The organism is Methylobacterium sp. FW306-05-D (assembly GCF_058782155.1).
The window spans coordinates 58,089-72,045 of sequence record NZ_JBYSXL010000006.1 but is presented as its reverse complement, the minus strand read 5'-3'; the positions used below and the strand labels follow the sequence as shown (position 1 = coordinate 72,045).

Genomic DNA, 13,957 nt, shown 5'->3' with positions numbered 1-13,957 from the left:
CAACCTCCCGCTTACGAAATGAGCAGGAATATTGCATGCAAAGCAGCGGCCACGCTTCCCCGGCGGGGCCGAATCGGCAACGAGTCGCGGGCTCCCGCGTTTGAATCCTGGGGAACAGCTTCGTTCGCACAGGGGCGCCGACGCACCCAGGCGCCGCCGATCGCGCGCGCCGCTCCGTACGCAGGATGCCAGAACCTTTGACGACGGGTGTCGACCGATCTCAGCTGCACCAGATCATCGCCGGCCTCTCCGAGGGCGTCATCCTCATCGAGCCCGATCAGCGCATCACCTGGGCCAACGCGGCGGCCCTGGCGATGCACGGGGCCACCGACCTCGCCGAACTGGGCGGGACCGTCTCGACGTTCCGAGACACGTTCGTCCTGCGCTACCGCAACAACCACGTCATCACCCGCACGCCGATCGAGCGGGTCCTGGCCGGCGAGACCTTCGACGAGGTCATCGTCAACGTCCGGCGCACGGACCGACCCGATTTCAACGCGACCCAGCGCGTGCGCAGCCTCGTCATCACCGACGCGGCCGGCGCGCCCGACTGCCTCGTGCTGATCCTGGCCGACGTCACGTCGCAATTCGAGGCCGAGGAGCGCTTCGAGAAGACCTTCAGCGCCAACCCGGCACCAGCCGTGATCTGCCGCCTGTCGGACCTGCGCCACGTGAAGGTCAATCTCGGCTTCCTGGAGATGACGGGCTACCGCAGCGCCGATGTGATCGGGCGCAGCGTCTACGAGATCGACGTGCTGAACGAGGCCCGCAGCCGGGACCTCGCCATCGCCCGCCTCAATGCCGGCGAGACGATCCCGCAGATGGAGGCCTGCCTGCGCCTGCCGGACGGCGGCACCCGCTTCGTCATCGTGGCCGGCCAGCCCATCGACATGGGCGACGAGCCCTGCATGCTCTTCACCTTCGCCGATCTCGAGCTGCGCAAGAAGGCGGAGACGGCCCTGCGCCACAGTGAGGAGCGCTTCGCCACAGCCTTCCGCCTGACCCCCGTGCCGACGCTGCTGTGCCGGGCCGACGGCCTCGCGGTTCTCGGGATCAACCAGGCCTTCAGCCGGACCTTCGGCCACGAGGAGGACGCCGTGATCGGCCAGGCGCTGGACGCGATCGGCCTGTGGGCCGATCGCGTCCAGCGCGAACGCTTCGGAGCCGAACTCGCCGTACAGGGAAGCGTCCTCGGCTTCGAGGCCTGCCTGCGCCGCCACGACGGCGTCGACCTCGACTGCCTCGTCTCGGCCGAGAGCGTCACCATCGGCGAGGAGGTTTGCCTCCTCGCCGTGCTGCAGGACATCAGCGACCGCAAGCGTTCCGAGCGGGAATTGTTCGACGCGATCGAGACCGTGATGGCCGACACCTCCTGGTTCAGCCGGGGCCTGATCGAGAAGCTCGGCAACCTGCGCCAATCGCGCGCGTCGGACCCCGCGCCGGCCAGGCCCGATCTGACGCGACGCGAGGCGGAGGTGCTTCGCCTGATCTGCCAGGGCCTCGGCGACGGCGCCATCGCCAAGCGCCTCGGCCTGACCCCCAACACCGTGCGCAATCACGCGGCCGCGCTCTACCGCAAGCTCGGCATCCACCGCCGTGGCGAGGCGATCATCTGGGGCCGGGACAACGGCTTCGCGTCGTAGGCCAACGGGTCCTCCGCACCTGATCGCGCGCGGCCTGGACCGCCCGAACGCCGAAGACCCGCCCGCTCCCTCCTGGAAACGGCCGGGTCTTCATTGATCTGCGGGTTCATTCGGCTGCCGGTGAGCCCGCCGTCCGACCCTACAGCGCCGCCCGGATCGCCGCGGCGATGCGCTTCAGACCGGCCTCGACCTGGCCGCCCCTGATGTGCACGCGCAGGGCCCGGCGCCGGCGCTCGGCCAGGACCGCGAAGTCGCCCCGGGCCTGGGCCGCCACCACCGTGCCGAAGCCGAGGCTGCGGCCGGGGATCGCGAGATCGGCCGACGGGTCTGCGGTGATCTGCAGGAAGACGCCGGTATCGGGACCGCCCTTGTAGGCCTGACCGGTGGAGTGCAGGAAGCGCGGCCCGAATTCGAGGCAGGTCGCGAGGCGGCGCGTGTCGCGCAGCGCCACCCGGGCCTCCTGCAGGATCGCCTGGTGACCGGGATTGCGGGCCACGTAGGCCAGCAGCGCCACGTAGTCGCCGTCCTTCGCCCGGGCGAGATGGGCGGCGAGGGCCGCCTCCAACCCTTCGACGGCCTGCGGCAGAGCGCCGGCATTGCCCGCATCCGCGTAGAGGGCGATCGTCTCGTCGGCGAAGATCGGGGTCTCGCCCGGCAGGGAGCCGCTCTTCTCGGCCGCATCGAACAGCTTCTTCGTCTCGATCTTGCTCGCCTCGACGTCGGGCTGGTCGAAGGGATTGATGCCGAGCATCGCGCCCGCCACCGCCGTGGCGATCTCGAAGCGGAAGAACTCCTGCGGGAGCTGCTCCTCGTTGGCCAGGGTGATGTGCGCCACCGGATGCCCCTCGCGCTCGAGGTTGCGCACGGCCTCGTCCTGGTGGGGATCGGCACGCCCGTCGAGGCGCAGGTAGACGAAGAAGCGGTCGCGGCCATAGACGGCCGGCACGTCGACCGGCTCGCCGTCGATGGGGATCAGGCCCTTGCCCGCCTTGCCGGTGGATTCGGCGATGAGCTGCTCGGCCCAGGCGCCGAAGGTGTCGATGCCCGGCGAGGCGACGATCGTGACCTTGTCGCGGCCGGCGGTGAGCGCGGCCGCGCCCAGGGCGGTGCCGAGGAGCACGCCCGGGTTCTGGGCGGGCGGCACGGCCGGGCCGCAGGAGCGGACCATGGTGCGGGCGGTGTCGAGGAAGGTCTTCACGTCGATGCCCGAGGCCGCCGCCGGCACGAGGCCGAAGGCCGAGAGCACGGAGTAGCGTCCGCCGATCTGCGGGACGCCGTAGAAGATCCGCCGGAAGTTGTCGGCCTTCGCGGCCTTCTCCATGGCCGAGCCCGGGTCGGTGACGGCGACGAAGTGGGCGCCGGCCTTCTCGCTCCCCACGACCTCCTTCATCCGGCCGAGGAAGTAATCGCGGAAGACGTTGGGCTCGAGGGTCGAGCCCGACTTGCTCGCCACGATGAACAAAGTGGTCGGCAGGCTGATCGCGGCTTCCGTCTCGCGGACCTGATCGGGATCGGTGGAATCGAGGATGCGCAGGGCGGGGAAGCCCTCGCGGCTGCCGTAGGTCTCGGCGAGCACCTCCGGGCCGAGGCTCGACCCGCCCATGCCGAGCACGACGACGTCGCTGAAGCCGCCGGCTCGCACCTCCTCGGCGAAGGCCTCGTAATCGGCGACGTGCTCGCGTTCGTCCTCGACGATGCGCAGCCAGCCGAGCCAGCGGTCCTCGTCGGCCCCGCTCCAGACGGTCTTGTCGTGGGCCCAGAGCCGGCGGATCTTGCCGGACGCGCGCCACTCCTCGACCGCCTTCTTGGCGGCGGCGCCGAGCGTCTCGCCGAGCACGAGGGTCTGCCCATCGAGCTTCGGCCCGAGGAAGTCGATCCGCTTGCTCGCCACTACGCCGAGGAGCTTGTCGGCGGCGTCGATGAAGAGCTGAACGCCCTCCTCGACCAGGGTGTCGCCGACCGTCTCGATGTCGATGCCGGCCTCGGCGAGGCGCGCCATCACGGCCTGCGCGCCCGCGACGTCGCTCTCGATGGCGGCCTTGACGGTCCCGTGATCGCGGAACGCGTCCATGGTGGCCGGCGGCATGGTGTTGACGGTGTCGGGGCCGATCAGCTCCTCGACGTAGAGCACGTCCGAATAGGCCTTGTTCTTGACGCCCGTGGAGGCCCAGAGCAGCCGCTGCGCCTTGGCGCCCTTCGCGGCAAGCGCCTGCCAGGCCGGCTCGGCATGGATGGCCTTGTAGCGCTGGTAGGCGAGCTTGGCGTTGGCGATGGCGACCTTGCCCTTGAGGTCGTCGAAGCCGCCCTTCTCGTCGAGGGCCTTGTCGACGGCCACGTCGATGCGGCTGATGAAGAAGCTCGCCACGCTGGCGACCTTCGAGACGTCCCCGCCCTTGGCGGCGAAGGCCTCCAGCCCGGCGATGAAGGCCCGGGCCACCGCCTCGTAGGTCCCGACCGAGAACAGCAGGGTGACGTTGATGCTGATGCCGTCGGCGGTCAGGGCCTGGATCGCCGGGATGGCCTCGCGGGTGGCCGGCACCTTCACCATGAGGTTGTCGCGGGCCACCAGCTGGTGCAGGCGGCGGGCCTCCGCCAGGGTCTCCCCGGTGTCGAGGGCGAGGTAGGGCGAGACTTCGAGGCTGACATAGCCGTCGGCGCCGTCGCTCTCATCGTAGACCGGGCGCAGCACGTCGGCGGCGGCCTGGATGTCGGCCACCGCGCAGCCCTCGTAGAGGTCGATGACGCGGGCATCGCCCGTGTCCATCACGGCCTTCAGGGCGTCGTCGTATTCCGAGGAGCCGCCGATAGCCTTCTCGAAGATCGAGGGGTTCGAGGTGACGCCGCGCAGGCCGTCCTCGTCCACCAGGGCCTTGAGCTTGCCCTGCGCGACGAAGCCCCGGGCGACGAAATCGAGCCACACGGCCTGACCCTGTTCGGGGAAGAGAGCCTTGAGCGGGTTCATGGAAAACTCCTCGTCGTCCGGGCGCCGGGCCTGGAGCCGCGTCGCCGATAGATATCACCGGTTGTGCCCTCTCCCCATGACGGGAGAGGCGACCACGTTCGTGCAGCCCTAGTTTCGATGCCGGGCGATCTGGTCGCGGGCGGCCTGGAGCACCTTCTCGGGGGTGAAGCCGAACTTCGTCTGCAGGTCCTTGATCGGGGCCGAGGAGCCGAAGGTGTGCATGCCGATGATCGTGCCGGCCGAGCCCGCGTAGCGGTCCCAGCCGATGACCGAGCCCTGCTCGACGGCGACCCGGGCCAGCACATCCGGGATCAGCACGCTGTTGCGGTAGGCCTCGTCCTGGCGCTCGAACAGGTCCCAGGAGGGCATCGAGACGACGCGGGCCTTCACGCCCTCGGCGGTCAGGGCCTCGTAGGCCGAGACGCAGAGCTGGACCTCCGAGCCCGTGCCGATGAGGATCACTTCCGGCGTGCCCGCGCAATCGGCGAGCACGTACGCGCCCTGGGCGGTGCCGGAGGCGGGGGCGTATTTCGAGCGATCCAGGGTCGGCAGGGGCTGGCGGGAGAGCGCCAGCACCGCCGGCTGGTCCTTCAGGCCCAGGATCACCCGGTAGGCCTCCGCGACCTCGTTGGCATCCGCCGGGCGCAGGGTCACGAGGCCGGGGATCGCCCGCAGGGTGAGAAGCTGCTCCACCGGCTGGTGGGTCGGGCCGTCCTCGCCGACGCCGATCGAATCGTGCGTGAAGACGTGGAAGACCGGCACCTCCATGAGCGCCGCGAGGCGGATCGGCGGGCGCATGTAATCGGCGAAGACCAGGAAGGTGGCGCCGTAGGCCCGCAGGCCCACGAGGCCGAGGCCGTTCACGATGGAGCCCATCGCGTGCTCGCGCACCCCGAAATGGATGTTGCGGCCGCCCGGCTCGAAGGGGGTGAGCGAGCCGGCCCCCTCGAAGGTGAGGTTGGTCTTGTTGGAGGGCGCGAGGTCGGCCGAGCCGCCGAGCATGAACGGCACGTGCTGCGCGATGGCGTTCAGCACCTTGCCGGAGGATTCGCGGGTGGCGAGGCCCTTGGCGTCAGGCGCGAAGACCGGGATGTCCCGGTCCCAGCCCTCCGGCAGCCGGCCTTCGAGGTAGGCGGCGAGTTCCTCGGCATGCTCCGGATCGGAAGCCTTGGCTTCGTGGAAGAAGCCTTCCCAGGTGGCGTAGAGCTCGGCGCCGCGCCGGCCGATGCCGTCGCGAAAATTGTCGTAGACGCCGTCCGGCACCAGGAACTGGGCGTCCTCGGGCCAGCCATAGGCGCGCTTGGCGCCCTTGACCTCGTCCTCGCCCAGCGCGTCCGAGTGGGCCTTGGCGGTGTTCTGCTTCTTGGGGGCGCCGTAGCCGATGATCGAGTTGACGACGATCAGCGTCGGGCGGTCGCCGGACTGGAGGAAGGTCTCGAGGGCGGACGCGATCGCGTGGACGTCGTTGGCGTCGGCCACGCGCAGGACCTGCCAGCCATAGGCGAGGAAGCGGGCCGCGACCTCCTCCGAGAAGGCGAGCTCGGTGTGGCCCTCGATGGTGATGGTGTTGTTGTCGTAGATCCAGCACAGGTTCGACAGGCGCAGGTGCCCGGCGATGGAGGCGGCCTCCGCGGCGACGCCCTCCATCAGGTCGCCGTCCGAGCAGATCGCGTAGACGTTGTAGTCGAACAGCGGCAGGTCCGGCCGGTTCAGGCGCTCGCCGAGGAAGCGGCCGCCCATCGCCATGCCGACGGAGTTCGCGACGCCCTGGCCCAGCGGGCCGGTGGTGGTCTCGACGCCGGTGGTGAAGTGGTACTCGGGATGGCCCGGGGTCCGGCTGTCGAGCTGGCGGAAGTTCTTGAGGTCGTCGATGGTCAGCGCGGGCGCGTTGCCGCTATCCTTCTCGGCGACGCCGGCGAGATGGATCAGCCCGTAGAGCAGCATCGAGGCGTGGCCGGCGGAGAGCACGAAGCGGTCGCGGTTCGGCCAGTGCGGATGCGCCGGGTCGTAGCGCAGGTAGCGGTTCCACAGGGTGTAGGCCACCGGCGCCAGCGCCATCGGGGCGCCGGCATGGCCGGAATTGGCCTTCTGGACCGCGTCGATGGCGAGCGTCCGGAGCGTGTCGATGCTGAGCTTGTCGATCTCGCTCAGGGCCGCGTTCGGCTTGGTGTCTGCTCCGCTCATTGCTCGTCGTCCTTCGTTTCTGGGCTTGTTCGCCGACCGCGTTCCGAACGCTCAGGCGTCGCGCCGTTGGGGCGCGGCCATGGCCGCCCCCGGGGATCCGGCATCCGCGGAGCCGCTGCTCCGCTCCTTGGCCGGCCCCTTGGCCCGGCTGTAGTTGAGAATGGTGTTCACCAGCGTGACGTGGCTGAAGGCCTGCGGGAAATTGCCCACGAGCCTCCGTGCCTTCACATCATACTCCTCCGCCACCAATCCGACATCGTTGCAAACGCCGATCAGCCGCTCGATCAGCGCACGCGCCTCCTCGCAGCGGCCGAGGCCGATGAGGTTGTCGGCGTACCAGAACGAGCAGGGCAGGAACGCGCCCTCGTCGCCGGGCAGCCCGTCGGTGGTCTGGTTCTCGGTGTCGTAGCGCAGCACGAAGCCGTCGCGCATCAGGGTGCGGCCGATGGCGTCGACGGTGCCGACCACGCGGGGATCGTCCTGGGGCAGGAAGCCCATATGGGCGATCAGCAGCAGGCTCGCGTCGAGACGCTTCGAACCGTAGGACTGCACGAAGCTGTTCAGCTCGGGATCGAAGCCCTTGGCACAGACCTCGGCGTGGATCTGGTCGCGGATCTCGCGCCAGCGCCCCACCGGCACGTCGCGGGCTCGGCTCGGCCGGTGGTTCACGCCGGTGGCGCGGATCTCATCCTGCTCGTGCCCTTCCGCCTCCTCGAAGGAGCGGATGGCCCGGTCGAAGGCGACCCAGGCCATCACCTTCGAATGCACGAAGTGCCGGCGACCGCCGCGCACCTCCCAGATGCCCTCGTCCGGGGTGCACCAGACCTTCTCGAGATGGCGCAGCAGCGCCTCGCCCACCCGCCAGCCGTCCGCGTCGCCCTGGAGACCGCGCTGGCGCGCCTGGTAGAGGGCGTCGAAGATCTCGCCGTAGACGTCGAGCTGGAACTGCTCCACCGCCGCGTTGCCGATGCGCACGGGCTTCGAGTTCTCGTAGCCGGGGAGCCAGTCGAGCTCGATCTCGGGCAGCATGCGCTCCCCGGCGATGCCGTAGAGGATGTGGGCCTGCTCCGGATTGCCCGCGACCGCGCGCACCAGCCAGTCGCGCCAGGCGCGCGCCTCGTCGAGGTAGCCGCCATCCATCAGGGCGATGAGGGTGAAGGTGGAATCGCGCAGCCAGCAGAACCGGTAATCCCAGTTGCGCACGCCACCGAGATCCTCCGGCAGGGAGGTGGTGGGCGCCGCGACGATGCCGCCGGTGGGCTGGTAGATCAGCGCCTTCAGGGTGAGCAGCGACCGCTTCAGGATTGCATCCCAGGGGGTGCCGGAGGCGGCCCGGCCCGACCAGTCGCGCCAGTAGCGGTCGGTCTCGAACAGCACCTTGCGGGGCTGGATCGGCGCCGGGTCATCCTCGTGGGAGGCGCCGTAGCTCAGGGTGAAGGCCACGCTCTGGCCAGCCTCGACCGTGAATTCCGAGACGGTGGTCTGGTCCTGGCCGAACGTCGGCACGAGGGTGCGCAGCACCACCTTGTGCGGCCCCGAGATCGCGCGCAGATCGCCGAGTTCGTTGTGCGAGACCCACGGCACGGCGAGCCCGTAATCGAAGCGCACGCGCAGGCGCATCCGCATGGGCACCGCGCCCTCGAGCCCCTCGACGATCCGGACGAGGTGCGCGCCGTCGTTGGCGGGCATGTAGTCGGTCACCCGCACGGCGCCGCCGGCGGTCTCGTGCCGGGTCTCCAGGACGAGGCTGCCCTCGCGGTACTGCCGGGTGGTGGTGGCGGGCTCGGCGGGGCCGAGCTTCCAATAGCCGTGGTCCTCGGTGCCGAGCAGGGCGGCGAAGCAGGCGGCGGAATCGAAGCGGGGCCAGCAGAGCCAGTCGACGCTGCCGTCGCGGGCGATCAGCGCAGCGGTCCGGCCATCGCCGACGAGCGCATAATCCTCGATCCGTCCGGCCATCCAGGTCCTCGTGTCCGCGCAGCCGACCGTCACGCGGCGCGCGGCGGTGCATCATCGCTGGCGTCCACCTAGTCCCCGAACCGGGCAGGGTCCAGGGTCGGCGCGGCAATTGCCGCGTGTCTGCCGCCCGAAACGGCGCCCGGCCTCAGCGCAGGCGCTCGACCCAGCCGGACACGGCGGCCCCGAGGGTGGCGGTCTCGGCCCCGATCGCCGCTCCGCCGGCGCCCACGAAGGCACCGGCCGCGGCGCCCGCCCGGGTCACGGCCCGGATCGTCGGTGCGAAGGGCAGGGCGACCTCGGGCAGGAGGCCGTCCTCCGCGGCGGCGACCGTCCCATCGGCCTCGGCCACCGGCATGAAGGGCAGCGGCTTGTCCGTGGCCGTGGCCGCGGGTGCCTTGCCGGCGACGCGCGCCGCGTCGAGCCGGCGCGGCGCGGCGCGCGCCGCCGTCCGAGGAAGTGCCTTGTGGACCGCCGTGGGAGCGGGTTCGGCCTGAGCGAGCGCCCCCATCGGGAACTGGGTCTGGAAGGCGAGGGGTGCGGGGATGTGGGGCGTCGCCGCCACCGCCTGGGGAGCGGTCGCGACCGCCGTCGCCGGAGCCGAGGCTTTCGGCGCCACGGCCGCCGGCTCGTGACCCGGCTCGTGACAGAGATAAGAGGCGGCGCCGAGGATCACCGCCATCAGCAGGGTGGGCAGGAGGGGCGGGGTGACGCCGCGCGCGGTGCCCGTGTCGAACGCCGAGGGAGCGGGGGGCGTGCACGCTGACATCCGGGTCACCTCGCTGTGCGATTCGGCGATCGGTTCGATGGCCGACGGCATTAGCCGGCCCGTTTGCGGCAGAACCTGGGCTGTTTCCTCTCGCGATGGTAACGGTCGTTCGGGCACGCCGCTTGCGTGCCGGGCCCTCACCCGTCGGGTCATCGCGCAGGTTTTCCTGTTCTCCGCCGACGGACCATGGCAGTCCCCAGCCAACGGCTGCGAACCGAACCCCTTCCTCCATCCCGACCCACCCTCAGATCCCGATGACCGAGCCGACCCTGACCGTCGCCGTGATCGATCCGAGCCGGGCGCGCGCCGCGATCCTCGAGGAGGGGCTCACGGCGGCGGGCTCGACCCGCGTCGTGGTTCTGCCCGACACCCCCGACCTGTCCGCCCGGGTGGCCGCGCTGAACCCGGACGTGGTCGTGATTCATCTCGAAAGCCCGAGCCGGGACATCCTGGAGCAGATGTCGGGCCTGTCCCGGCACGTGGAGCGGCCGGTGGCGATGTTCGTCGACCGCTCGGACGTGCCCATGATGCAGGCGGCGATGGATGCGGGCATTTCCGCCTACGTGGTCGACGGCCTGCAGCCGCAGCGCATCCGCTCGATCCTCGACGTGGCGATCCTGCGCTTCAACGCCTTCGCGCGGCTGCAGCGCGAACTGTCCGAGGCGCGGGGCGAACTCGCCGACCGCAAGCTGATCGAGCGGGCCAAGGGCATCCTCATGACCGCCAAGGGCCTCTCGGAGGAGGAAGCCTACCGGACGATGCGGCGCAAGGCCATGAACGAGAAGCGGAAGATCGCCGACATCGCCCGCGCCATCGTGACGGCGGCGGACCTCCTGGGATGAGAGGCCCGCCCCGATGAGACTCGCCCTCGGATACGTGCCGCTCATCGACGCGGCGCCCCTGATCGCCGCCGTGGAGGGCGGCTTCACCGCCGCCGAGGGCCTGGCGGTGGACCTCGTCAGCGAGCCCTCCTGGGCGACGCTCCGGGACAAGCTGGCGCTGGGCCACCTCGACGGGGCCCACATGCTCGCGCCCCTCGCCATCGCCAGCGCGCTGGGAATCAGCGGTCCCGAGACCGACCTCGTGGTGCCCCTGGGGCTCAGCCTCAACGGCAACGCGGTCACGGTCTCGCGCCCGCTCTGGGCCGAGATGGCGCCGGAGGCCGAGGACCTCGACACGATCGCGCAGGCGTTTTCCCGCATCGCACGCGGGCGGGCCGCGCAGGGCCGGCCCCTGACCCTGGGCACCGTGCACCCCTTCTCCTGCCATACCTACCAGCTCCGGATGTTCGCCGCCCGCGGCGGCCTCGACCTCGACGCCGCGACCCGGCTGGTGGTCATCCCCCCGCCCTGGATCGCCGAGGCCCTGCAATCGGGTCAGATCGACGGGTTCTGCGTCGGCAGCCCCTGGAACAGCGTCGCGGTGGCCGAGGGCTACGGCCGCATCATCGCCCTCGGCTGCGAGCTGGCGCCGAACTGCCCGGAAAAGGTGCTGGCCCTGCCGGCCTATGCGGCGGAGACCTGCGCGGCCCTGGTCCGGGCGGTGCGGCGGGCGGGGCACTGGTGCGCCGCCCCCGAGAATCGACACGAACTGGCGAGCCTGCTCGCCCATCCGAGCCATCTCGGCATCGACCCGGGCCTCGTCCACCGGGCCTTGGCCGGCACCGTGGTGATCGACCCGGACGGGACCGAGCGGCGGGCGGAGCAGTTCGTGGTGTTCGGAGCGGGGGCCGAACGGCCGCGGCCCGAGCAGGCGGATTGGCTTCTCGACCGCATGGCCGCCGCCGGCCAGATCGTCCCCACCCCGACCCTGTCCGCCCGCGCCCGCGCGATCTACCGGACCGACCTGTACGCCGGAGCGGTCGGCGCCTGAGCCGGGACGCTGCCGCCCGTACCGGCAAACTGCCTGTGAATTGTGCAGTGCGGCGGGTGGCGCGCGGCGAGGCAGACATCGGGGTCAGCGCATCCGACCGGTGCGACCGGCGCGGCCTCGTCCGGCTCCGGGGGCGGGCTCGGACGGTGAGGCATTCTCGACAAACGGCTGCGCCTCGAAGACCTTGGAACGATTCCGACATCGCCCGCACCGCCCCGGCCCCGTGAGCCGACCCGACTTGGCACGCCCCGTGCAGATGTCGGAGGGCTCGCCAACGATGACGAGCCTTATCCGTCGGCAGAGCCGCTGACCCGAGTCCCCCACGGAACGCAGATCTTGCGTTCGATGGATGTGCTTGGTCGGCGGTTTTTTCTTTGACGGATGCCCATTGCTTTCGAGGATGTCGGGTTCGATGACTGACGGTTTCCGCAACAACCGCCGTGATCTGCTGAAGGGTGCCGCCGCGACGCTGTCCCTGGCGGCGCTCGCCCGCACCGCGCTGCCGGGCGGAGCCTTCGCGCAGGGCGCCGGCCCCGAGGTGAAGGGGGCCAAGCTCGGCTTCATCGCCCTGACCGATGCGAGCCCGCTCTTCGTGGCCAAGGAGAAGGGCTTCTTCGCCAAGCACGGCATGCCCGACGTGGAGGTCCTCAAGCAGGCGTCCTGGGGCACCACCCGCGACAACCTCGTGCTCGGCTCCGAGGGCAACGGCATCGACGGCGCCCACATCCTGACGCCGATGCCCTATCTCATCTCGGCCGGCCGGGTGACGCAGAACAACGTGCCCGTACCGATGCACATCCTGGCCCGGCTCAACACCAACGGCCAGTGCATCTCGGTGGCCAAGGAGTATCTCGACCAGAAGGTCGCCCTCGACGCGAAGGTGTTCAAGGCGGCGATCGAGAAGAAGAAGGCCGCCGGAAAGTCGGTGAAGGCGGCCATGACCTTCCCGGGCGGCACCCACGACCTCTGGATCCGCTACTGGATGGCCGCCGGCGGCATCGACCCGGACAAGGACATCGAGACCATCGTCGTGCCGCCGCCCCAGATGGTGGCGAACATGAAGGTCGGCACGATGGACTGCTTCTGCGTGGGCGAGCCCTGGAACGCCCAGCTCGTGCAGCAGGGCCTCGGCTACACCGCGCTCACCACCGGCGAACTCTGGAAGGACCATCCCGAGAAGGCCTTCGCCATGCGGGCCTCCTTCACGGAGAAATACCCGAACGCCACCAGGGCGCTGCTGATGGCCGTGCTCGAGGCCCAGCAATGGTGCGACAAGCCCGAGAACAAGGACGAGGTCGCCGCCATCGCGGCCAAGCGTCAGTGGATGAACGTCCCGGTCTCGGACGTCGCCGGCCGCATCAAGGGCACGATCGACTACGGCGACGGCCGCGTGGTCGAGAACAGCCCCCTCGTGATGAAGTTCTGGAACGACAACGCCTCCTATCCCTACCAGTCCCACGACCTCTGGTTCCTCACCGAGGACATCCGCTGGGGCAAGTTCGACGCGCAGACCGACACCAAGGCCCTCGTCGCCAAGGTGAACCGCGAGGACCTCTGGCGCGAGGCGGCGAAGGCCCTCGGCGTCACGGCGATCCCGGCCTCGACCTCGCGCGGCAAGGAGACCTTCTTCGACGGCAAGGTCTTCGATCCGGCCGATCCGGCCGCCTACCTGTCCAGCCTCGGCATCAAGAGGATCGCGTGATGGCCAACACCACCACCCTGGCGGCCAGCCCGGCCGCCGCCGCGCCGGCCAAGCCGAAGCGGGCGCCCCTCGTCACGATGGCCACCCTGAACACCATCGCCAAGAACCTGATCCCGCCGGTCGTGGTGCTGATCGCCTTCCTGGTGATCTGGGAGATGCTGTGCTCGCGCCCGGGCGCCGGCCTGCCGCCGCCCTCGCGGGTCGTCACCGAGGCCTGGGACATCATCGCCCACCCGTTCTACGACAACGGCGGCACCGACAAGGGCCTGTTCTGGCACATCGCCGCCAGCATCCAGCGCGTGGCCCTCGGCTTCGCCCTGGCCACCGTCGCCGGCATCCTCACCGGCACCCTGATCGGCCAGTCGGAATGGGCCATGCGCGGCCTCGACCCGATCTTCCAGGTGCTGCGCACGATCCCGCCGCTGGCCTGGCTGCCGCTCTCGCTCGCCGCCTTCCGGGACGGCCAGCCCTCCGCGATCTTCGTGATCTTCATCACCTCGATCTGGCCGATCATCATCAACACGGCGGTGGGCATCCGAAACATCCCGCAGGATTACCGCAACGTGGCGGCGGTGCTGCGCCTCAACCCGCTGGAGTTCTTTTCCAAGATCATGCTGCCCTCGGCGGCCCCCTACATCTTCACCGGCCTGCGCATCGGCGTCGGCCTGTCCTGGCTCGCCATCGTGGCGGCCGAGATGCTCATCGGCGGCGTCGGCATCGGCTTCTTCATCTGGGATGCGTGGAACTCCTCCCACATCTCCGAGATCATCGTCGCCCTCGTCTATGTCGGCATCATCGGCTTCATCCTCGACCGCTTCGTCGCCTTCGTCGGCACCCTGGTCACCCGCGGCACCGCGACGGCCTGAGGAGAC

General features: G+C 70.2%; 9 protein-coding genes. 5 read left to right on the top strand and 4 right to left on the bottom strand.

Annotation, left to right across the window (positions count from 1 at the left end; all coding sequences use genetic code 11):
• Nucleotides 1-197 precede the first annotated feature (197 nt).
• Nucleotides 198-1,643 (top strand): helix-turn-helix transcriptional regulator, encoded by a 1,446-nt coding sequence (locus AC3WLN_RS04330; protein WP_492479802.1) that lies wholly within the window; start codon nt 198-200, stop codon nt 1,641-1,643.
• 139 nt (nt 1,644-1,782) lie between these two features.
• On the opposite strand, the gene AC3WLN_RS04325 is transcribed toward AC3WLN_RS04330, so the two are convergent.
• From AC3WLN_RS04325 to AC3WLN_RS04310, 4 genes are all read right to left on the bottom strand, one after another.
• Nucleotides 1,783-4,605, bottom strand: coding sequence for a bifunctional transaldolase/phosoglucose isomerase (locus tag AC3WLN_RS04325; RefSeq protein ID WP_492479800.1), 2,823 nt, complete (start codon nt 4,603-4,605; stop codon nt 1,783-1,785).
• Nucleotides 4,606-4,713: 108 nt separating this feature from the next.
• Nucleotides 4,714-6,789, bottom strand: coding sequence for a transketolase (tkt, locus tag AC3WLN_RS04320; protein WP_492479798.1), 2,076 nt, complete (start codon nt 6,787-6,789; stop codon nt 4,714-4,716).
• A 51-nt stretch (nt 6,790-6,840) separates the two neighbouring features.
• Nucleotides 6,841-8,745, bottom strand: a complete 1,905-nt coding sequence (locus AC3WLN_RS04315; RefSeq protein WP_492479796.1) for a glycoside hydrolase family 15 protein — start codon at nt 8,743-8,745, stop codon at nt 6,841-6,843.
• Between the two features lie 145 nt (nt 8,746-8,890).
• Nucleotides 8,891-9,511: a hypothetical protein gene (locus tag AC3WLN_RS04310; protein WP_492479794.1), complete on the bottom strand. Its 621-nt coding sequence runs from the start codon at nt 9,509-9,511 to the stop codon at nt 8,891-8,893.
• A 254-nt stretch (nt 9,512-9,765) separates the two neighbouring features.
• Between AC3WLN_RS04310 and AC3WLN_RS04305 the strand changes: the two genes are divergently transcribed.
• The 4 genes from AC3WLN_RS04305 to ntrB all read left to right on the top strand — a co-directional run bounded on the left by AC3WLN_RS04305 (nt 9,766) and on the right by ntrB (nt 13,951).
• On the top strand, nt 9,766-10,353 hold the full coding sequence (locus AC3WLN_RS04305; protein ID WP_492479792.1) for an ANTAR domain-containing response regulator: 588 nt from the start codon (nt 9,766-9,768) through the stop codon (nt 10,351-10,353).
• Between the two features lie 13 nt (nt 10,354-10,366).
• Entirely contained in the window at nt 10,367-11,383 is a 1,017-nt protein-coding gene (locus AC3WLN_RS04300; RefSeq protein WP_492479790.1) for a CmpA/NrtA family ABC transporter substrate-binding protein, read from the top strand.
• Nucleotides 11,384-11,795: 412 nt separating this feature from the next.
• Entirely contained in the window at nt 11,796-13,085 is a 1,290-nt protein-coding gene (locus AC3WLN_RS04295) for a CmpA/NrtA family ABC transporter substrate-binding protein (RefSeq protein WP_492479788.1), read from the top strand.
• Nucleotides 13,085-13,951 (top strand): nitrate ABC transporter permease, encoded by an 867-nt coding sequence (ntrB, locus tag AC3WLN_RS04290; RefSeq protein ID WP_492479786.1) that lies wholly within the window; start codon nt 13,085-13,087, stop codon nt 13,949-13,951. The genes AC3WLN_RS04295 and ntrB overlap by 1 nt, the downstream gene beginning before the upstream one ends.
• The last annotated feature ends 6 nt before the right edge of the window (nt 13,952-13,957 follow it).